Here is a 20,480-nt window from a genome sequence, read left to right as displayed (position 1 = left end):
GCACGATCCTATGAAATTTCTCGCTGATGTACAGCTTTTGTAAATAAAAGATATCGTAAGTGTTGGAAAGCGTGTTCTGTGCCTCAGCCTTTGCGCAGCGTGACGCGAGTCAGCTGGTCGCATCCCAGCGCGGCCAGCGTTGCCTGCGTGGCGGCGAACTGATTCAGCGTGGCGTTTTCGACTTCTGCCAGGGCGGCGGCCTCGATGTTTTCGCAGGCTTCGCCCTGCATATTAAGCAGGATCAGCGCGGCCTGTAGCGGCGGCAGGCTCGGGTTGAAGGCTGCGTTCTCGGCGTAGCGTCCGGTGACGGTCGCGCCGCTCGCGGTGCGCAGCGCAATGCCGCTGTGCGAGCCGCTGTAAGGCGCATGGCTCTGGTTGGCAGCGGCGACGGCCGCCTGGGCGAGCGCGTCGCCTTCCGCCTGATAGCCGTGATCCACTTTATCCAGCAGCAGGGTAGTGATGTTCAGATCGCGCGGGCCGAATGCGTCCGGCAGATAATCCGCCAGGGTGCTGACGCCGCGGCCGGGCAGGCTAATGCGCAGATCGGTGCCGCTGTTGAGTTCGTTCATAAACTGGCGGCAGTGGCCGCACGGCGTGTAGTTAACCGTGACCGCCTCCAGGCGTGGCTCGCCGCGCAGCCAGGCGTGGGCGATAGCGCTCTGCTCGGCATGAACCGTTTGCTGCATCGCCACGCCCGCGAATTCCATATTGGCGCCGAAGTACCAGCGGCCGCTGACGCCGCGCGCCACGGCGCCGACGTTGAAGCGCGAAACCGGCGCGACCGCGCAGGCCGCCGCCAGCGGCAGCAGCAGCAGCGCCAGCGCGTCGGCGTCCAGCTGCGTTTGCTGCATTAGCGATGCGACCTGCTCCGGCGTCAGCGCCGCCTGAAACTGCGCGTCGTCAAGTATCGGACGCAGCGCGCTTTGCAGAGCAGCGGGCAGCGCGTCGAAGGCGGAGGTGAAACGTGGATGCATGATAGCCTCGTTAATATCGGGCGGCCCATTGCCGCCAGAGGGGTTATATGTGATCTGTATCGCTCTGACAATGCAACAGATTTGCATCGTTTCAACTTTGCGAGATCTATCGCAAAGTTTTACCCGAACGCGTGCATCAGCAGGGGAAATATAAAGGGCGCCAGCAGCGAGGTGATGATGCCGCACAGCACCAGCGCCAGCGAGCTGAACGCGCCTTCCTGGTAATCCACCTCCGCCGCGCGCGCCGTGCCGAGCGCGTGCGACGCGTTGCCGATCGCCAGTCCGCGCGCCGCGCGGGTTTTTATCCCCAGCAGGTTCAGCACCATATGGCCGAAGACCGCGCCGAGCACGCCGGCGATCAGCACGCAGATGGCGCTGATAGCGGGGATGCCGTGCAGCGAGGCGGAGACCGCCATCGCAATGGGCGTGGTCACCGATTTCGGCAAAATAGTGGCGGCGATTTCCGGCGTCGCGCCCATCCACAGCGCGATAGCGGTGCCGGAGACCATCGCGGTCAGGCTGCCGATAAAGCAGACGCCGATCAGCGATTTCCAGCGCGCGCGGATTTGATGCATCTGCTCGTAGAGCGGCAGCGCCAGCGCAACCACCGCCGGCTGCAGCAGCTGATTGAGGATCTGGCTGCCGGCGAAATAGCGCGCGTAGGGGATGTGTAGCACCAGCAGCAGCGGGATAATGATCGCCATCGCCACCAGCAGCGGATTGAGCAGCGAGATTTTCAGCTTCGCCGCCAGACGACGCGCCAGCATAAAGGCGCCAATGCTGAGCGGCAGCGACCACCAGATGTCACTCACTCGGCTTCTCCTGCACGCTGCGCGTATGAATTTTATGGGCGCTCCAGCCGACAATCGTCAACACCAGAAAGGTGCTGACCACGATAGAGACCACAATCGGACCGAACTGCGCGCTCAGCACGTCGGTGTAGTTGATGATGCCGACGCTGATGGGCACAAACAGCAGCGCCATATAGCGGATCAGCAGGTGGCAGCCAGGTTTGACCCAGTCGACGGGCAGGATTTGCGTCGCCAGCAGGGTGAACAGCGTCAGCATGCCGAGGATGCTGCCGGGAATGGTGATAGGCAGCAGCAAGGAGAGGGCGTTGCCCGCATAGAGGCAGAGATAGATGATGACGAAGGCGCGGACATAGCGCCAGCACAGAGACAGCACAGTGGGCATAGCAGGCTCCTGTTTTCACTGCACAACATCATACGCGACACGGGATAAAAAAGGGCGACATTGCTGTCGCCCTTGGGCATTGATTACGTGCCCGTCGCGGGTGACATGGTCCGATCGCAAAGTCGCTCAAGGCGTCCCTGCGCGCTCGGCCCGCGACATCCCTGTCGCGGGACGCTTTGCTCCTCGGTCCATGTCACCCGCTCTGAGGCTTTGTCTGCGGCCATTAGAACGACAGTGCGGTTATCTAAATCCTGCTGTCAGTCCTTACTTAACCGGCATGCCCGGCTGCGCGCCGCTGTCGACCGAGAGCACAAACAGATCTTTGCCGCCAGGACCCGCTGACAGCACCATGCCTTCCGACACGCCGAAACGCATCTTACGCGGCGCGAGGTTGGCGACGATGATGGTCATCTTGCCAATCAGCACCGACGGATCCGGATAGGCCGCGCGGATGCCGGAGAAGATCTGGCGTTTCTCGCCGCCCAGATCGAGCTGCAGACGCAGCAGCTTATCGGAGCCTTCCACCAGCTCGGCGTGTTCGATCAGCGCTACGCGCATATCGACTTTAGCGAAATCGTCAATGGTGATGGTATCGCCAATCGGCGCATCCGCCAGCGGGCCGCTCGCCGGCTGGCTGGCCGCAGCGGCATCTTCTTTCGACGCTTCAATCAGCGCGTTAACTTTGGTCATTTCGATACGTCCATAGAGCGCTTTAAACGGCGCCACCTGATGATTAAGCAGCGGCTGCGCAATGGCATCCCAGCTCAGTTCGCTGTTGAGGAACGCCTCGGCGCGCTCGCTCAGGCTCGGCAGCACCGGCTTCAGCCAGGTCATCAGCACGCGGAACAGGTTGATGCCCATCGAGCAGATCGCCTGCAGATCGGCGTCGCGGCCCTCTTCCTTCGCCACCACCCACGGCGCCTGCTCGTCCACATAGCGGTTAGCCAGATCGGCCAGCGCCATGATTTCGCGAATGGCGCGGCTGTATTCGCGGCTCGCCCAGGCTTCGCCGATCTTCTCGGAGGCGTCGACAAAGGTCTGGTAGAGCGCCGGGTCCGCCAGCTCGGCCGCAAGCTGACCGTCAAAGCGTTTGGTCAGGAAGCCGGCGTTGCGCGACGCCAGGTTCACCACCTTATTGACGATATCGGCGTTTACGCGCTGCACGAAATCTTCCAGATTCAGGTCGATATCGTCGATGCGCGAAGAGAGCTTGGCTGCGTAGTAGTAGCGCAGGCTGTCGGCGTCCAGATGCTGCAGCCAGGTGCTCGCCTTAATAAAGGTGCCGCGCGACTTAGACATCTTGGCGCCGTTCACCGTCACATAGCCGTGCACGAACAGATTGTTAGGCTTGCGGAACTGGCTGCCTTCCAGCATCGCCGGCCAGAACAGGCTGTGGAAGTAGACGATATCCTTGCCGATAAAGTGATAAAGCTCGGTGGTGGAATCTTTCTTCCAGAACTCGTCGAAATCGAGATCGCCGCGCTTGTCGCACAGATTTTTAAACGCGCCCATATAGCCGATCGGCGCATCCAGCCAGACATAAAAATATTTGCCCGGCGCGTCCGGAATTTCGAAGCCGAAGTAGGGCGCATCGCGTGAGATATCCCACTGCTGCAGCCCAGACTCGAACCACTCCTGCATCTTGTTCGCCACCTGCTCCTGCAGCGCGCCGGAGCGCGTCCAGGCCTGCAGCATGGCGCTGAACGACGGCAGGTCGAAGAAGAAGTGCTCTGAGTCGCGCATCACCGGCGTCGCGCCGGAGACCACCGACTTCGGCTCGATCAGCTCGGTCGGGCTGTAGGTCGCGCCGCACACTTCGCAGTTGTCGCCGTACTGATCCGGCGATTTGCATTTCGGGCAGGTGCCCTTGACGAAACGGTCGGGCAGGAACATCCCTTTTTCCGGATCGTAGAGCTGAGAGATGGTGCGGTTCTTAATAAAACCGTTCTCTTTCAGTCGGGTGTAGATCAGCTCCGACAGCACGCGGTTCTCGTCGCTGTGCGTCGAGTGATAGTTGTCGTAGCTGATGTTGAAGCCGGCGAAATCGACCTGATGTTCCTGACTCATTTCGGCGATCATCTGCTCCGGCGAGATGCCCAACTGCTGCGCTTTCAGCATGATCGGCGTACCGTGCGCATCGTCGGCGCAGATGAAATAGACCTGATTGCCACGCATTCGCTGGTAACGCACCCAAATGTCTGCCTGGATATGCTCGAGCATGTGGCCGAGATGGATCGATCCGTTCGCGTACGGCAGGGCGCACGTTACCATTATTTTTTTAGCGACTTGAGTCATAGTTTGCGTAGCTTTCTGTTGATTGAAAAAACGGGCTTAGATGGTAACTCATGCCCTGGCGGGCGTAAACACAAGGGCGATCTGGCGTCGACCGCGCCGACATCTGATATCATTGTTGTGTTACCGCTGAACCCAGCGACAGAAAAAATAACAAGGAGTGGGGATGACAGCACAATCCCGGACATCACATTCACCTGAAGCCTTGCGCGCCGTGGTTATGGGCGTGTTAAGCGGCTTCCGGCATCCGACCCTCGATCGCAACCTCACCGCGCTGAAAGCGCTGCACCATGTGGCGCTGCTGGACGGCAAGCTGCATATCGAACTCTGCATGCCGTTCGCCTGGGCGAGCGCGTTTGAAGAGCTAAAGGCGCAGGCCAGCGCCGAGCTGCTGCGGCTGACCGGCACCCAGGCGATCGACTGGCGGCTGCGCCACGATATTGCGACCCTGAAGCGCGTCAAAGGCCAGCCAGGCGTTAACGGCGTGAAGAACATCATCGCCGTCAGCTCCGGCAAGGGCGGCGTCGGCAAGTCGAGCACCGCCGTCAATATGGCGCTGGCGCTGGCGGCGGAAGGGGCGCGCGTCGGCATTCTCGACGCGGATATTTACGGCCCGTCGGTGCCCAATATGCTCGGCACCGAGCATGAGCGTCCCACCTCGCCGGACGGCACGCATATGGCGCCGATTATGGCGCACGGCCTCGCCACCAACTCTATCGGCTATCTGGTGACCGACGATAATGCGATGGTGTGGCGCGGGCCGATGGCGAGCAAGGCGCTGATGCAGCTGCTTAACGAGACGCTGTGGCCGGATCTCGACTATCTGGTGCTCGATATGCCGCCGGGCACCGGCGACATACAGCTGACGCTAGCGCAGAGCGTGCCGGTAACCGGCGCCATTGTCGTCACCACGCCGCAGGATATCGCCCTGATCGACGCGCGCAAAGGCATGGTGATGTTAGAGAAGGTCAACGTGCCGGTGCTCGGCGTGGTGGAGAACATGAGCCTGCATATCTGCAGCCACTGCGGCTTCCACGAGCCGATCTTCGGCACCGGCGGCGCGGAAAAGCTGGTGGCGGACTATCAGACGCAGCTGCTGGCGCAGCTGCCGCTGCATATCAACCTGCGCGAAGACCTGGACGACGGCGAACCCACGGTGATCCGCCGACCCGACAGCGAATTTACCGCGCTCTATCGCCAGCTGGCGGGCCGCGTCGCGGCGCGCCTCTACTGGCAGGGCGAGGTGATCCCCGGCGACATCGCCTTCCGCGCGCTTTAACCGCGCGCCGCTGGCGTCAATTCAGGACGCCAGCGGAAAGTGCATCAGCACATATTTTCCCTGCTCGCTCTCGCCCTGCGCGATGATCTTCCAGCCGTGCTTTAAATAGAACGCCTGCGCCGCCTTGTTCATTAACAGGCACTTCAGCGCGCCGGTGCTGGTAAAACTCGCCTGCACCCTCTCCAGCAGCGCGGCGCCGACGCCGCGGCCCTGATAAGCGGGATCGACGTAGAGGCTATGAAGGAAGTTGTCATTTTCCAGCACGCCGGCAAAACCGACGCGATGGCCCTCCAGCTCGGCCACCCAGACGGTCTCGCCCAGGATCACGCTGTCGAAATCTTCCAGCTGCCAGCGGCTGTCATCGAGCCAGCGCCAGTTATGGCGACGCGCGGCAAGAAACAGCGTGCGCAGGAACGGACGATCGGCTTCGGTATAAGAACGTATCTGCACGGTAAACTCCCTTAACGGCAATCAGAGTGCTGGCCATATCCGCAAGCGGGAGAGAGGGCGCTGGCTCGTTATCAATAAGCGTCTCTACAAAACTAGCAGTTCTGCGATGAAAAGATAAACCGCGTTAAATCAAGGTGCTTTGCGTGTAGAATGCCGGAGCGGCGTCAATAGCGGTGCGGCTTGCCGCGTTTGATAGCTTTCGTTTATCTGATTGATAACGACTGCGTATTAGAAGTTGGCCCGAAAATTTTGTAACGTACATCACATCTTTTAGCGGAGGACTTCAGATGTCTATCATTAATACCAAAATCAAACCGTTCAAAAACGCTGCGTTTAAAAACGGCGAATTCATCGACGTAACTGAGAAAGACGTTGAAGGTAAATGGAGTGTGTTCTTCTTTTATCCGGCTGACTTCACCTTCGTGTGCCCGACCGAACTGGGTGACGTGGCTGACCATTACGAAGAATTCCAGAAACTGGGCGTAGACATCTACTCTGTTTCTACCGACACCCACTTTACCCACAAAGCCTGGCACGGTTCTTCTGAAACCATCGCGAAAATCCAGTACGCCATGATCGGCGACCCGACTGGCGCCCTGACCCGCAACTTCGAAATCATGCGCGAAGCTGAAGGTCTGGCTGACCGCGGTACTTTCATCGTTGACCCGGAAGGCATCATCCAGGCGATCGAAATCACTGCTGAAGGCATCGGCCGCGATGCGTCTGACCTGCTGCGTAAAGTGAAAGCCGCTCAGTATGTCGCTTCTCACCCAGGCGAAGTTTGCCCGGCTAAATGGAAAGAAGGCGACGCAACCCTGGCTCCGTCTCTGGACCTGGTTGGCAAAATCTAATTTCCACACCGGCTTTTCGATCTTCTCTATCGGGTGCTGCGGCACCCGATTTCTTCTGACAGGAACTCACTATGCTCGACACAAATTTAAAAACCCAGCTCAAGGCCTACCTTGAGAAATTAACCAAGCCTGTTGAGTTGATCGCCACCCTGGACGATGGCGCCAAATCAGCGGAAATTCGCGATTTGCTGGCGGATATCGCAAGCCTGTCTGAAAAAGTCAGCTTCCGCGAAGAGAACGATCGTCCGGTGCGTAAACCCTCTTTTCTGATCACCAACCCTGGCTCGCACAGCGGCCCGCGCTTTGCCGGTTCGCCGATGGGTCACGAGTTTACCTCTCTGGTGCTGGCGCTGCTGCAGACCGGCGGCCATCCGTCGAAAGAGACGCAGAGCCTGCTTGACCAGGTGGCGTCGCTGGATAGCGACCTGCATTTCGAAACTTACTACTCGCTGTCATGCCACAACTGCCCTGACGTCGTGCAGGCGCTGAACCTGATGGCGATTATCAACCCGCGCGTCTCGCACACGGCGATTGACGGCGGCATGTTCCAGAATGAAATTACCGAGCGCAACGTGATGGGCGTACCGGCGGTCTACCTGAACGGCAAAGAGTTCGGTCAGGGCCGCATGAGCCTCGCTGAGATCGTCGGCAAGGTCGACACTAACGCCGAGAAGCGCGCGGCGGAAGAGCTGAACAAGCGCGACGCCTATGAAGTGCTGATCGTCGGCAGCGGCCCGGCAGGCGCGGCGGCGGCGATCTACTCGGCGCGTAAAGGCATCCGTACCGGCCTGATGGGCGAGCGTTTCGGCGGTCAGGTGCTCGACACCGTAGACATTGAAAACTACATCTCCGTGCAGAAAACCGAAGGCGCTAAGCTGGCTGGCTCGCTGCGCGCCCACGTTGACGACTACGACGTTGACGTGATCGATACCCAGAGCGCTATCAAGCTGATCCCGGCGGCGAAAGAGGGCGGTCTGCACGCAATTGAAACCGCCTCTGGCGCCGTGCTGAAATCACGCAGCATCATCATCGCCACCGGCGCGCGCTGGCGCAACATGGGCGTGCCTGGTGAAGATCAGTATCGCACCAAAGGCGTCACCTACTGCCCGCACTGCGACGGTCCGCTGTTTAAAGGCAAGCGCGTTGCGGTTATCGGCGGCGGCAACTCCGGCGTGGAAGCGGCTATCGACCTGGCAGGCATCGTCGAGCACGTCACCCTGCTGGAGTTCGCCGGCGAAATGCGCGCTGACCAGGTGCTGCAGAACAAGCTGCGCAGCCTGAAAAATGTCGATGTGATCCTGAACGCGCAGACCACGGAAGTGAAAGGCGACGGCAGCAAAGTGACCGGCCTGGCCTATATCGATCGCAACAACCAGACGGCGCACGACATCGCGCTGAGCGGTATCTTCGTGCAGATCGGTCTGCTGCCGAACACCACCTGGCTGGAAGGCGCGGTCGAGCGCAACAAAATGGGCGAGATCCTGATCGACGCCAAATGCGAAACCAGCCTGAAAGGCGTATTCGCGGCGGGCGACTGCACCACGGTGCCGTACAAGCAGATCATCATCGCCAGCGGTGAAGGCGCGAAAGCCTCCCTGAGCGCTTTCGACTACCTGATCCGCACCAAACCGGCTGAATAACGTTTTGCGATAGCCACGCAACGGCCCCGGGACTTCTGTCTCGGGGCTTTTTTTTTAATAGCCCGCCCATGACATCAGCATCATCCACACCGGCGTCGTCACCGCGGCGAATAGCGTAGAAAACAGCATGCTTGCCGCCGCCGGGCCGGTCAGCACGTTGAACTTCTGCGACATCAGGTAGACATTGACGCCGACCGCCATCGAACCGAGCAGCACCACAACCCGACTCTCCAGCGGCGGCAGATGCACCAGCCAGGCGATCGCCCAAATGGTCATCGGCTGCAAAATCAGCTTAAGCAGACAGATGGTGTAGCTTTCGCGCAGCCCGTCGCGCACGCGATAGTGCGCCAGGCTCATGCCAAGCGTCACCAGCGAGAGCGGCGCGGCGATAGAGCCGAGCATGCGCAGCGGTTCGGCGGCGATGGTCGGCAGCGGCTGCTTTAAAAAACTCCAGGCGGTGCCGCTGAGAATACCGATAATCAGCGGATTCTTCGCCACGCTGATCAGGGTATGGCCGATGCCTTTCAGCGAGAAGCTGCCCTGTTTCGCCCACTCTACCGAGAGCGTCAGCAGCGTCCAGAGGATCAGACTGTTGAATACCAGCACCAGCGCCACCGAGGGCAGCGCCTGCGGGCCGAGCAGCACCGTCGCCACCGGAATGCCGAGCATCACGTTGTTGGAGAAGATGCCGCCGAGCGCGAACACCGTGCCCGCGACGCCGTCGAGCTTAAACAGCCGCGCCCCCAGAAGGCGGCCGAGGATAAAGATCAGTAAGCAGCTGCCAAAAAAGGCCAGCAGCAGCCGCACATCCACCGGCGGGCTTTTGTAGAAGTCGCTCATCACGCGGAACAGCATGCAGGGCAGGGCGACGTTAAAGACGAAGCGGTTCATGCCTTCGCTGATGGTCAGCGGCCATTTGCCGATGCGCGTCAGGCCGTAGCCAAGAAAAATCAAAATAAACAGCGGAGCGGAAAGGTAAATCTGATGGGTAAGGGTATCAAGCAAGCCAGGCATAGCGCGTCTGTTATCTGCATCAGGTAACATCAGCCTAACATGTTGTTGCGAAAAGCGTCACCCAGTAGCGCATTGTCTAGCCCAACCAACGGCGCGCCTGCGCGTCACTGATATCGCGGTAATAGACGCGATGAATTATTTCATCGCAGGTTCGGCAGCGGGCGGAAATAAAGGTGGAAAAATAGCATCTGCCGTTCGGCGCGATGGCGTTGGCGCGTGAGATATGAATATCCTGCCAGCGGTGGCGGTGGGGGATAAGCTGAAAAAACGTCATGGTGCGTCCCTGATGGCGGTGAGTTGAGGGTACGTAACGCGATGAAGTATCTTTTTAGTGATTCCGGCTGGTGTCATTGCATAGCTGATCAAAAATAAAACCCGCAGCATTAGGTCTTTTTTTAGAACATCAGGGGTTGATCGAGATCACGCTAAATCGCGCTAACTGGTACTACCTCTAAAGGGGTAGGTGTCATGCCTGCGCCAGGTGGTTCTCGTAGGCGATTTGCCTGACCTTTGACTCGGGGTGCCCTGCCGCCTGAAGGAAGAGAAATATTCGTAATACCTGATGGGGTAATGACTGCGTAGGAGGCCGAAATTTGGCCTGCTTATTATGAGAAGGACTCTTTTATTCGTGCGTAATGCACTTGAGGAAAAGGGTTTGTCCATGAGGTTCACATCATACCCTGGCACCTTTAAGAGGTACGGCATTTGTTACATTCAGATCCGCTTATCTGATGGGCAGTCACATAAAAAGTCACTCTCTACTGACAGCTACCGCGAAGCATCTGCTTTGATGGTTAGCATCCTTCCGCACTTCTCATTTGTTAAATCTTTAGCAACCCCGATCCCAGAGTTTGAAGCGTATTTATCAAATCTGATTTTGTCAGAACGCAAGGCTGCGAGAAATCCACTTTTACCTCACCAGCAGATAATTGTTCCTGCTGAAATCGTGGAAATTCCACCGCCAGCCGAAACGGAAAAAGTGCTAACCCTCTCGGATGCGTGGGCGATGTACAAAGACGAAAAAGGACACAACTGGACGAAATCAATCTCAATGGCAAATGAGCGCTTTATAGAAGTGCTGATGATTGTCCTTGGTGCTGCTACCGATATAACTACGATTACCAAACAAGACATTAAGCAGGTGATGGAAGTCGTTGAAAACCTCCCTGAGCGCGTTGTTCAGCCATATCGTTCAATGACGACTCAGCAATTAACAGATTGTGATGACGTGCCACCCTAAGTTAATCGAATGGGGTTTCATGGAATACGTTGTTCGTCAGTGGAAACAAAGGATTTTTTCAGAAGTGGCTGGATCGAACATGACGAAGATCGGCAAAGTGTTTGCTGATCTGCGTGATCAGCCTGGTATTCCGTATTTGGATGATTACCGACAACGACGGTTACTGCATTCCATCCGTCACAGCTTCTGTTCTTCTGCAATTGCTGGTTGGGTGAAAAATAAATTACACCTCCAGCAAACGGTAGGTCATGAAAAGAGCGGCGGGATCACTAAACGATATTTACATACATTTCCTTTATCATCAGTTTATTATGTGATTGATGGGTTAGACTGGGAGTAAACTGTTAGAATGAGAAGAAGCCAAATAAAAATATATTTGGCTTTTTTTGTCACGCTTTGATAAATAGATAAGAGGCAGCGACATTTGAAAGGAGTAAAATAGTAGTTATCAAAAACAATGTGAACTTAACTTTTAACCATGATGTCATTTCATTGGGTAAAGTTTTGATGAAATCATAATGGTCTGAGTTCATACCTCTAACTATGAAACTACCTTTTTTTACAATAAGAGGGAGGAGGAAATAAAAATCTTTTTGGAATGTAAAAAAAATCCCCCCTGCCTGAGCAAGTATTACTCCATTCGGTAGAAATCCAAATCGCTCGCGAAAAACCTCACATAATATAATATGATGCTTGTTTTTTAATGCAGAATACCCATAGGTTATGATTGTAGAAACCATAAAGAGCACGAATAAAGTAGCAGATGTAATATTCACGCTATTTACCTACCAAGTTATAAATCATCTCACCACAGCCTTCGCCTTTGTCTGAGAAGTATTCACCAGCAAGGACACCACCACCACTCCCAAGTATTACACCACAGGCTAATGCGCCAGCCCCGCCAACCTCTATTGTTGTAACACCTAAAACTAAAGAGCAGATACCCACACCAATAGCACCTCCGGCATATCCGCCAGCAAGACCTCCGGTGAAACTACCAATCTCAGTATATTTTTTCTTAGTACATTCAGCTTTGCGACCAGTTGAACAAGCCTCATTTATCTCATTGATTGAGTGAAACCGCACTAAACGCTATTCCAACGTAACCAGTATAACGCATCGCCTTAGTATATTTAGCCGCTCGCTCGATATGCGTTGCGTAACCTTCAATATCACTGATCCCTGTCTCATTCCATTTATGAGTGATTGAACTGCATGACAAAAACAGGCAACGTGTTCGCTGATCTGCGTAATTAGCCTGGTATCCCGTATCTGGATGATTATGGACAACGGTGGTTACAGTATTCCATTCCTCATAGCTCCAGCTCTTCGGCGATGACTGGTTGGATGAAAAAGAATCTGCACCTACAGCAGATCGTAGGCCAAGAGAATCACTTAGGGCTGTTTACATATATTTAACTTACTCTTAATTTATTATTTAATTGATGGTGTTGATTGGGAGTGAATAAAATAGCCAAGTGTAAATCCAGGTTACTTTTATCGCCATCAAATGAATAATGGTAAGTAGAAAATTGCTAGCATCATGAATAAAAAGATAACGCCAACGATGGAAAATCGCACTTTTATACGTAACCAATCGGTGTACTGATTAGGAAGCTCTTTTATGAAACGTATTTGTTCATTATTCATTCCTCGCGTATGGAATGAGTTTTCTTTAAAATATAATGCTTTAATAAAGAATGCATCACGCATAAACGAGAAAAAGACCCCACCATCCTGATAAATTAAAACTTCTGCTGGTCTTGCTCCAAATTTATCGACAAATAGCGAGCAAAGAGTCATGAATTTTCCCCTGGAGAATTTGTCATAAATCACGTAAAAAATATAATTAATTATTCCGAGAATCAAAAAGATCCCAGCGATTTCAACTCGATGTATCATCAGAAAATTAATTGCCGAAAACGTCATACAACTGTTCTCCGCCTAATTCCCCAACAGCACTCCCCACTGTGCTACCAGCGTACCCTAAACCAACACCTGCAATAACGGTACAAACAAGCCCGCCAACACCAGCAGTACCAACGCCGATTGCGACGCATAATGGTATTGCCCCGGCACCAGCGAGAACACCGCCACCTGTACCCAAAGCAAAACTACCTATCTCAGTATACTTTTTCTTGGTACATTCAGCTTCGCGACCAACAGAACATGCCTCTTGAATTTCGTTAAGAGAATGGAGTCCGCTAAAACCAATGCCTAGATAACCAGTGTAACGCATTGCTTTTACGTATTTCGCTGCCCGTTCAATGTGAGTAGCATAGCCCTCGATATCACTGATCCCTGTCTCATTCCATCTGTGAGTAATCGAACTGGTAGAAAGGCCAAGCGCATTTTTTATCTTATTATATTGGCCCAGTTTCATTGCTTTATTCAGGAAGCCAACCTTTAGCAAGGTTTCAAGCTCTTTGAATAACTGCGCGCGCCTGATATAGAACTGCTCACCAATTAGCGCACCACGTGTCAGATAGGTGTTTTTATAGGTCTCCTGAATTTCTTTGAGAACTTTTTCAATGCCCTCAAAGTACTTTCCTACTGGTTCAGCTGCCAGACCAATGCCTTTATCTGCAATGTTAGAGAAGTTGGCAATGGTGGCGTAATGTTTGTGCAGAAAATTAGCCTCTTCATGTGTCAGCGGCTCAAGGGCTGCGTCAACTCGCGCTTTTGCTTGCTGCATATGCTCAATCTGTTCGCTCTCCTGCTTATCAGGATCGACCAAAAGCAGAATTGAACCAGCCTTATACTCCTGACCTGCGCCGTTCAGTAAGCGATAAAGCTCGCGCGTGCCTGCTGGCGGTTCGCTTTCGAATAACCAGGGTTCATAGGCTCTCGTTTCCGCGCCATAAGGAAGAACACAAAATCCAGCGTCGACGGGCTCGCGTTTTGATTTTTGTGATTTTGTTTGTTCCTGTCTCTCTTTTTTAGCTGCCTGGGCATGTTGCTCAGGCTCCTGAACGGGGTCGGGGGCAGCTTTCGTAACAACCGGGGCAGCTTTTACAGGGAGATCCTGATATGGACCATGCCATGCCCAGGTCTGGGAAGGGATAAAACGAGCCCTGCAAGGGCAGGTTGAACGACTGTACAGCGTGCTTGCGACATGCACAGTGTCTACGATATCTCCTGGATGCCCACCTGCGACATGAAAAACGCCAGGATGCTTGCCGCATGAAACCTTATGACCGTTCAGGGCTGCGTAATTACCGGCAAAAGTTTTTTTTCTAGTGCCTTCAAGAACCGTTCCACCGCAGCTTGTTTTGTCACCTTTCACAATCCAGTAGCCCGTTGCCATCCTTTATTCTCCTGGTGGAGTAAGGAAATCGACTGGCATTGCAGGGCTGTTATCCCATTGACAGAGAAACGCCAAATCTTGCGGGGTACTGACAATTACATCGCCGTTATCAATCAGACTGCCCACCAGCGCGTAAGAGACACCCTTGCAGGTGTTTGCTGAACCTGAACCGCTGACAATTCTGGCTTTTGTTGCATCTGGATAAACAACGTAATCGCCCACCATTGCACGGCTTACTTTGATCCCATCACTGAGGGCAAAGGTATCGCTGGCGCTGCCATGCTCAATCCTCCCTCCGTCACGGGTTACTGCGCCAGTAGTAGCGAAACGCCAAATCCGCAGCAATGAGCGGTCTTTCATTTCTTCAACACAGGAGTTCAGAGCCTGAAGCTCTTCAGCGTCTGCATTAGCCCAGCGTTCAGCGGGGAAGGGATTTTTCAGGACATTGATAAGCGTTGACGTGATTTCGTTCGTGTACTGTTTCATAATTCCATTTACTTTTTGTGGAAATAATTTGAGCGGATATTTTATAAAAGTTCTCTCTATCATCAACAGGCATCAGGACCAATTGAGACCAGGTAAATGGTTTCAGCTATCGCAAAAAGGAGCCGTGTGCGCATTTAGATCGTGAAAAGGCTCACAACAGACCTTTATTAGTTCTTGAATATATTTGCTAAGACTCCTGCTCAGGTTTAATGCCTTGCCTCTTTAGAAAAACATGCAAATTAGCTTGTTTAGACCTTTTTTAAGTAAAGAAGTAATAACCGTAGATGCGAGCTTGAATCGGCATGCCACTTCCCCTAATCTGCCAGCGAGTAATCTGTTTTGTACTCATGACTCGGGGTGCCCTTCTTTGTGAAGGCTGAGAAATACCCGTATTACCTGATCTGGATAATGCCAGCGTAGGGAAGTCAGATGCCTGACCGCATTCGCCTTCTTGCTCGCCGGTTGGGAGTAATAATGATCCGCCAACCTCAACGCTTTTCCGACGCGCACTTCGCGCCCGTTCTCGTCCGCTTCGTTCAGCGCCAGCCGCTGGTGCACTGCATGACCAACGACGTGGTGCAGAACGTCACCGCCAACGTCTTGCTGGCGCTCAACGCTTCGCCTGCTATGGTCATCGATCCCGATGAGGCCGCGCAGTTCGCCGCTGTGGCCGACGCGTTGCTGATCAACGTCGGCACTCTGACCCGCGATCGCCGCGACGCCATGCTGGCAGCGGTGCAGGCCGCTAACGCGGCGCAAAAGCCCTGGGTGCTCGATCCGGTGGCGGTCGGGGCGCTGCGCCTGCGCAGTGAATTCTGCCAGCAGCTTCTTGCGCTACGGCCTGCCGCGGTGCGCGGCAACGCGTCTGAAATTCTTGCGCTGGCGCAGCAGGGCGCGGGCGGGCGCGGCGTAGATTCGCAGCATCAGGCGGAGGCGGCGCTGGAGGCGGCGCGCGAGCTGGCGCAAAAGCATCAGACGCTGGTGGCGATCAGCGGCGAGGTCGATTACGTCACCGACGGCCATAAAACGCTGATCATCGCTGGCGGCAGCGCGCTGATGACGCGCGTGGTCGGCACCGGCTGCGCGCTCTCCGCCGTGGTCGCCGCCTTTTGCAGCCTGCCGGGTGACAGGCGGGATAATGTCGCCAGCGCCTGCCGCGTTATGACGCTGGCGGGCGAACGCGCCGCCGCCCAGACCGCCGCGCCCGGCAGCTTCGCCACGCTGTTTATCGATGCCCTGTGGCAGCTGGCACAGGAGGCGCGCCCATGAAACGTATCAACGCGCTGACGATTGCCGGTACCGATCCCAGCGGCGGCGCAGGGATCCAGGCCGATCTCAAAGCCTTCTCAGCGCTCGCGGCCTATGGCACCAGCGTTATCACCGCGCTGGTGGCGCAGAACACCCGCGGCGTACAGTCGGTTTACCGCATAGAGCCTGAGTTTGTCGGCGCACAGCTCGATTCGGTGCTGAGCGACGTGCGCATCGACACGGCGAAAATTGGCATGCTGTCGGAAACCGCCATCGTGCAGATCGTAGCGGAAAAGCTGAAGCGAGCCGCTATCCCTTACGTGGTGCTGGACACGGTGATGGTGGCGAAAAGCGGCGATCCCTTGCTGTCGCCCGACGCTATCGCCAGCGTGCGCGAGCTGCTGCTGCCGCAGGTATCGTTAATCACGCCCAATCTGCCGGAGGCGGCAGCGCTACTCGACTGCGCGCCAGCGCGCAGTGAAGAGGCGATGCTCGGGCAGGGCGAAGCGCTGCTGGCGCTCGGCTGTCAGGCGGTGCTGATGAAAGGCGGCCATCTTGGCGACAGCGAAAGTCCGGACTGGTTGATGACGAGCAACGGAGCCGAACGTTTTACCGCACCGCGCGTCAATACGCGTCATACTCACGGCACCGGCTGCTCGCTCTCCGCCGCGCTGGCCGCGCTGCGCCCGCGTCATGAGAGCTGGGCCAACACGCTGCGCGAGGCGAAAAGCTGGCTGCAGCAGGCGCTGATCGAGGCCGATACGCTGGAAGTAGGCAACGGCATCGGGCCGGTGCACCATTTTCATCGCTGGTGGTAAATCTCAGAAAGAGCAAAGGCCAGCAGCGCTGGCCTTATCAGGGATGTTCAGAGCGGGTTACAGCGACTCGAACCACTCACTGTTGCGCTCGGCGATAGGGGTAATAGAGAAAATCATCTCCTGCAAATGACGACGCATCGCCGCCTCGGCGGCGTCGGCATCATGCGCCTTCAGTGCCGACAGGATCTCTTCATGCTGCTCAATCAGGCTTTCCGGCGGCGAGACCTCGCTCAGCGTCAGAAAGCGCACCCGGTCCATCGCCGCTTTGATATTTTCCACCGTCTCCCACGCCAGCGCGCAGTGGATGCTTTCGGCGATCAGACGGTGAAACTCATCGTCGAGGCTGAGAAACGCCTGGCTGTCGTGGCGTTCCGCCGCCATCTTCTGCAGCTGAAGGTTGTGCTCCAGCGCCATCAGCGCCACGGGCTCAATCTCCTGCGCGGCGCGGCGCACGACCGAAACCTCTACCGCTTCGCGAATAAAGCGGCCGTCCGCGACGCGACGCGCGGAGATTTTACGCACGAAGGTGCCGCGCTGCGGCAACACCTGCACCAGACCCGCTTCCGCCAGCTTGATAAAGGCTTCGCGCACCGGCTGACGCGACACGTTGAACCGGGCCGACACTTCTTTCTCTGACAGCAGCGAACCCGGCTGAATGACGCAGGTCACGATATCCTTACGCAGATAACGATAAATCTGCTGGTTAACCGGTTCGCTGGTGGTAATGGTATAGGCGATTGACATGCGGCATATCCGTATTACGGCTGGCCGCAGCCAGCCCGTTGGGAAAGTGTCAGTCTAATCAGCGCGCTGCGACTGCGCCAGTGCTTTTGATACTGAACAATTACAGCGAGTTGACCACCTGCGCCACCGTGGCGCGCGCGCCGTGCTCGCGCAGCTGCAGCCAGAAGCGCGTCAGCGTCGCGACCACCTGCGCATTCTGCGCCAGATCCTCGCCAAATACCGCTTTCATGCCCAGCAGCGCCTTCACGCGCGCTTCGCCTTCGTCGCTGGCCGCCACGCGCGCCGCCAGTTCCGCCTTCAGCGGATCGCGGATCTCGATCGGCGCGCCTTGCTCGTCCACGCCGCCGACATAGCGCATCCAGCCGGCGACGCCCAACAGCAGCAGATCGCAGTTGCTGCCGTTGCGCAGATGCCAGCGCACGCTGTCGAGCAGACGCTGCGGCAGCTTCTGCGTGCCGTCGGTAGCTATCTGATAAGTGCGGTGCTTGATGGCGCGATTTTCATAGCGCGCGATCAGCGAGTCGGCGTAGGCGGTGAGATCCACGCCCTGGGTGCGCAGCGTCGGCGCCTGCTGCTCCAGCATCAGCCTGCGCGCGGCGGTGCGCAGGTTCGCGTCCGTCATGCAGTCGCTGATGTACTCATAGCCAGAGAGAAAGCCGAGATAGGCCAGAAACGAGTGGCTGCCGTTAAGCATACGCAGCTTCATTTCCTCAAACGGCAGCACGTCCTTAACCAGCTCCGCGCCTGCCTGCTCCCACGCGGGCCGGCCGCTGACGAAATTATCCTCGATCACCCACTGGAAAAACGGCTCCGCTTCCACCGCAACCGGATCGCGACTGCCGAGACGCTCGGCAAGCTGGGCAAAGGCGCCGTCGGTCATCGCCGGAACGATGCGATCGACCATGGTGGAAGGGAAGGTGACATGCTGCTGGATATAGTCCGCCAGCGCGCTATCCTGACGCTGCGCCAGCTGCACCATCACATTGCGCGTAACGTGGCCGTTTTCCGGCATATTGTCGCAGGACATCACGCTGAAGGGCGGCAGGCCCGCGTCGCGACGGCGACGTATCGCCGCCAGAATCAGGCCCGGCAGCGAGCGCGGCTGCTCGGGATGCGCCAGGTCATGCACAATATCGGGATGGTCCGGGTTGAGATCGCCGCTGGCGGGTTGATGGCAGTAGCCTTTCTCGGTAACCGTCATCGAGACAATCGCCACGTCCGGCTGGCTCATGGCGGCGATCACCGCCTCGATGCCGTCGCTTTTGCCGTGCAGCGCCGAGGTAATCACGCCGATAATCCGCGTGTTGAGCGAATCGTCGGCCATTTCCGTCAGGCTATAGAGGTGATCCTGCTGGCGCAGCGCCTGGATCAGCTCGCCGCTGTTGAGGTTAACTTCACAATAGCCCCAGTCGCTGCCCTGTTCCGCCAGCTTGTCGCTGCACAGCGCCTGGTGCGCGCGGTGAAAAGCGCCGAAGCCGATATGCACCATGCGGGTTTTCAGCTTGCTGCGATCGTAGCGCGGGCGCTGCACGTCGGCGGGAAGGCGATCAATCTCTAACATAGTTCGTCCTTATGGCAAACGGGGCGTCCTGCGCCCCGTGGTTCAGTCATGTAAAACCTGCTGCTTACGCCGAAATCGGCTTCTTGCTCGCTTTCGGGCTGCGGATAACGAACAGCACCAGGAAGGCGCCGACGGCAGCGACGCCGCCTGCCAGCACGAAGGCGCTGTCGAACTTGCCGGTATGCTGCACGATAAAGCCGGTGACAATCGGACCGATAATGCCCGACAGGCTGCCCACCAGATGGATAAAGCCGCTAATGCTGCCGACACGGCTCTTGTGCACCACGTCCTGAATAATCGCCCAGTAGATGGCGCCGGTGATGTAGAGGAAGAAGATAGAGATCGACATCATCATAACCGCAGAGTTGACCTCTTTTACCGTACCCGCCAGCGCCACACAAACGGCGGCGGCGAACAGTGAGACCACCAGCACAATTTTACGGGAGAGCAGTAACCTGCCGGTAATATTGAAAATCTTGTCTGAGATCCAGCCGCCGAGCGCCAGGCCGACGAAGCCGACAATCCACGGGATCATGGTGGTGATCGACATCGATTTAATATCCAGGCCGTGCGCCTGCACCAGATAGGCAGGGAACCAGCTCAGGAAGAAGAACAGAATGTAGTTGTAGCAGAAGAAGGCGAAGGCGGTGACCAGGATAATCGGCTGACGCAGATAGTAGCCGAATCCGTGCGACGCCTGCGCCAGATCCGCCTCTTCGCCCGGCTGCTCGGCCTTCAGCCGATCGACCAGCGCGTGCTCCTCGGCAGAGACGTGTCGGCTCTTCGCCGGGTTATCCGCCGAAACGAACAGCCAGATCGCCATCCACACCAGGCCAATCAGGCAGATGATCACGAAGGCCGGACGCCAGCCGAACGCGAGCGCGAGATAGCCGATAATCGGCCCGGCGATCGCGCCGCCCAGCGGCGAGCCGGCGCTCAGCAGGCCCATTGCGGTCGCCGCCTGTTTTTTCGGAAACCAGCCGTTAATCGCCTTGTTGGCCGAGGCGCAAATAGGGCCTTCCGCCATGCCGAACAGCACGCGCAGGATCAGCATCGACCAGAAGCCGGTCGCCAGCGCGGTCATGCCGCAGAACAGCGACCACATGCCGACCGCGATGCCGAGCACGATTTTGGGGCCGAAGCGATCCGTGGCGACGCCGCCGACGAAGTTGAACAGGGCATAGCCGAAGAAGAAGCTGCCGAAGATCATGCCGAACTGTTCGGCGTTGATCGCCAGATCTTTTTCTACCAGCGGTAAGGTCAGAGAGAGGGCGACACGATCGAGGTAATTGATCATGTAAACAAGAAACAACAGCAGTACGATTGTCCAGCGCAGATTTTTAAACATAGTGGCTCCAACGCTTTTTTATAGTGATATAACG

The 20,480-nt window shown here is 56.5% G+C and carries 20 protein-coding genes, 1 pseudogene and 1 riboswitch; of the genes and pseudogenes, 6 read left to right on the top strand and 15 right to left on the bottom strand.

Annotated elements, in window-relative coordinates; all coding sequences use genetic code 11:
* Window positions 1-83 precede the first annotated feature (83 nt).
* The 4 genes from cdd to metG form a co-directional block, all read right to left on the bottom strand.
* Window positions 84-974 (bottom strand): cytidine deaminase, encoded by an 891-nt coding sequence (gene cdd, locus AC6I7Z_RS13130; RefSeq protein WP_497814544.1) that lies wholly within the window; start codon window positions 972-974, stop codon window positions 84-86.
* A gap of 119 nt (window positions 975-1,093) precedes the next feature.
* Entirely contained in the window at window positions 1,094-1,786 is a 693-nt protein-coding gene (locus AC6I7Z_RS13125) for a CidB/LrgB family autolysis modulator (protein WP_497814543.1), read from the bottom strand.
* Window positions 1,779-2,168, bottom strand: coding sequence for a CidA/LrgA family protein (locus AC6I7Z_RS13120; protein ID WP_497814542.1), 390 nt, complete (start codon window positions 2,166-2,168; stop codon window positions 1,779-1,781). The genes AC6I7Z_RS13125 and AC6I7Z_RS13120 overlap by 8 nt, the downstream gene beginning before the upstream one ends.
* Before the next feature lie 264 nt (window positions 2,169-2,432).
* On the bottom strand, window positions 2,433-4,463 hold the full coding sequence (gene metG / locus AC6I7Z_RS13115) for a methionine--tRNA ligase (RefSeq protein WP_497814541.1): 2,031 nt from the start codon (window positions 4,461-4,463) through the stop codon (window positions 2,433-2,435).
* Window positions 4,464-4,626: 163 nt separating this feature from the next.
* Between metG and apbC the strand changes: the two genes are divergently transcribed.
* On the top strand, window positions 4,627-5,739 hold the full coding sequence (gene apbC, locus AC6I7Z_RS13110; protein WP_497814540.1) for an iron-sulfur cluster carrier protein ApbC: 1,113 nt from the start codon (window positions 4,627-4,629) through the stop codon (window positions 5,737-5,739).
* A 21-nt stretch (window positions 5,740-5,760) separates the two neighbouring features.
* Here apbC and AC6I7Z_RS13105 read toward each other — a convergent pair whose 3' ends face one another.
* Window positions 5,761-6,189, bottom strand: coding sequence for a GNAT family N-acetyltransferase (locus AC6I7Z_RS13105; RefSeq protein ID WP_497814539.1), 429 nt, complete (start codon window positions 6,187-6,189; stop codon window positions 5,761-5,763).
* Window positions 6,190-6,476: 287 nt separating this feature from the next.
* Here AC6I7Z_RS13105 and ahpC point away from each other — a divergent pair, with 287 nt between their 5' ends.
* Entirely contained in the window at window positions 6,477-7,040 is a 564-nt protein-coding gene (gene ahpC / locus AC6I7Z_RS13100; protein ID WP_033750273.1) for an alkyl hydroperoxide reductase subunit C, read from the top strand.
* Between the two features lie 71 nt (window positions 7,041-7,111).
* Complete coding sequence (ahpF, locus tag AC6I7Z_RS13095) at window positions 7,112-8,680, top strand: alkyl hydroperoxide reductase subunit F (protein WP_033750272.1); 1,569 nt, start codon at window positions 7,112-7,114, stop codon at window positions 8,678-8,680.
* A gap of 54 nt (window positions 8,681-8,734) precedes the next feature.
* Here ahpF and AC6I7Z_RS13090 read toward each other — a convergent pair whose 3' ends face one another.
* Both AC6I7Z_RS13090 and AC6I7Z_RS13085 read right to left on the bottom strand, forming a co-directional pair.
* Window positions 8,735-9,694 (bottom strand): AEC family transporter, encoded by a 960-nt coding sequence (locus tag AC6I7Z_RS13090; RefSeq protein ID WP_497814538.1) that lies wholly within the window; start codon window positions 9,692-9,694, stop codon window positions 8,735-8,737.
* A gap of 76 nt (window positions 9,695-9,770) precedes the next feature.
* Complete coding sequence (locus AC6I7Z_RS13085) at window positions 9,771-9,968, bottom strand: hypothetical protein (protein WP_497814537.1); 198 nt, start codon at window positions 9,966-9,968, stop codon at window positions 9,771-9,773.
* 387 nt (window positions 9,969-10,355) lie between these two features.
* Between AC6I7Z_RS13085 and AC6I7Z_RS13080 the strand changes: the two are divergent.
* Window positions 10,356-11,274, top strand: a pseudogene (locus AC6I7Z_RS13080) (site-specific integrase).
* Between the two features lie 49 nt (window positions 11,275-11,323).
* Here the strand turns inward: AC6I7Z_RS13080 and AC6I7Z_RS13075 are convergent.
* From AC6I7Z_RS13075 to AC6I7Z_RS13055, 5 genes are all read right to left on the bottom strand, one after another.
* On the bottom strand, window positions 11,324-11,710 hold the full coding sequence (locus AC6I7Z_RS13075; protein WP_497814536.1) for a hypothetical protein: 387 nt from the start codon (window positions 11,708-11,710) through the stop codon (window positions 11,324-11,326).
* 1 nt (window position 11,711) lies between these two features.
* On the bottom strand, window positions 11,712-12,020 hold the full coding sequence (locus tag AC6I7Z_RS13070; protein ID WP_497814535.1) for a hypothetical protein: 309 nt from the start codon (window positions 12,018-12,020) through the stop codon (window positions 11,712-11,714).
* A 420-nt stretch (window positions 12,021-12,440) separates the two neighbouring features.
* Entirely contained in the window at window positions 12,441-12,863 is a 423-nt protein-coding gene (locus AC6I7Z_RS13065; RefSeq protein ID WP_497814534.1) for a hypothetical protein, read from the bottom strand.
* Complete coding sequence (locus AC6I7Z_RS13060; protein WP_497814533.1) at window positions 12,844-14,241, bottom strand: PAAR domain-containing protein; 1,398 nt, start codon at window positions 14,239-14,241, stop codon at window positions 12,844-12,846. Before AC6I7Z_RS13060 ends, AC6I7Z_RS13065 begins: the two co-directional genes overlap by 20 nt.
* Before the next feature lie 3 nt (window positions 14,242-14,244).
* The gene (locus AC6I7Z_RS13055) at window positions 14,245-14,790 is read right to left on the bottom strand and encodes a PAAR domain-containing protein (protein ID WP_497814532.1); all 546 of its coding nucleotides are present in this window, start codon (window positions 14,788-14,790) and stop codon (window positions 14,245-14,247) included.
* A gap of 280 nt (window positions 14,791-15,070) precedes the next feature.
* Window positions 15,071-15,167: riboswitch (TPP riboswitch) on the top strand.
* 34 nt (window positions 15,168-15,201) lie between these two features.
* On the opposite strand from AC6I7Z_RS13055, the gene thiM reads away from it, so the two are divergent.
* The gene (gene thiM, locus AC6I7Z_RS13050) at window positions 15,202-15,996 is read left to right on the top strand and encodes a hydroxyethylthiazole kinase (protein ID WP_497814531.1); all 795 of its coding nucleotides are present in this window, start codon (window positions 15,202-15,204) and stop codon (window positions 15,994-15,996) included.
* Window positions 15,993-16,793, top strand: coding sequence for a bifunctional hydroxymethylpyrimidine kinase/phosphomethylpyrimidine kinase (gene thiD / locus AC6I7Z_RS13045; RefSeq protein WP_497814530.1), 801 nt, complete (start codon window positions 15,993-15,995; stop codon window positions 16,791-16,793). Before thiM ends, thiD begins: the two co-directional genes overlap by 4 nt.
* Window positions 16,794-16,850: 57 nt before the next feature.
* Here the strand turns inward: thiD and AC6I7Z_RS13040 are convergent, their stop codons facing one another.
* The 3 genes from AC6I7Z_RS13040 to AC6I7Z_RS13030 all read right to left on the bottom strand — a co-directional run bounded on the left by AC6I7Z_RS13040 (window position 16,851) and on the right by AC6I7Z_RS13030 (window position 20,446).
* Complete coding sequence (locus AC6I7Z_RS13040; RefSeq protein WP_497814529.1) at window positions 16,851-17,537, bottom strand: GntR family transcriptional regulator; 687 nt, start codon at window positions 17,535-17,537, stop codon at window positions 16,851-16,853.
* 100 nt (window positions 17,538-17,637) lie between these two features.
* Window positions 17,638-19,098: a mannitol dehydrogenase family protein gene (locus tag AC6I7Z_RS13035; protein ID WP_497814528.1), complete on the bottom strand. Its 1,461-nt coding sequence runs from the start codon at window positions 19,096-19,098 to the stop codon at window positions 17,638-17,640.
* Between the two features lie 64 nt (window positions 19,099-19,162).
* Window positions 19,163-20,446: an MFS transporter gene (locus tag AC6I7Z_RS13030; RefSeq protein ID WP_497814527.1), complete on the bottom strand. Its 1,284-nt coding sequence runs from the start codon at window positions 20,444-20,446 to the stop codon at window positions 19,163-19,165.
* Between the last annotated feature and the right edge of the window lie 34 nt (window positions 20,447-20,480).

It is taken from the genome of Pantoea sp. X-Soil-MYKO-1289 (assembly GCF_059730625.1).
Note: the sequence above shows the minus strand (reverse complement) of the source record. Positions and strands in the feature narration are given on the sequence as shown.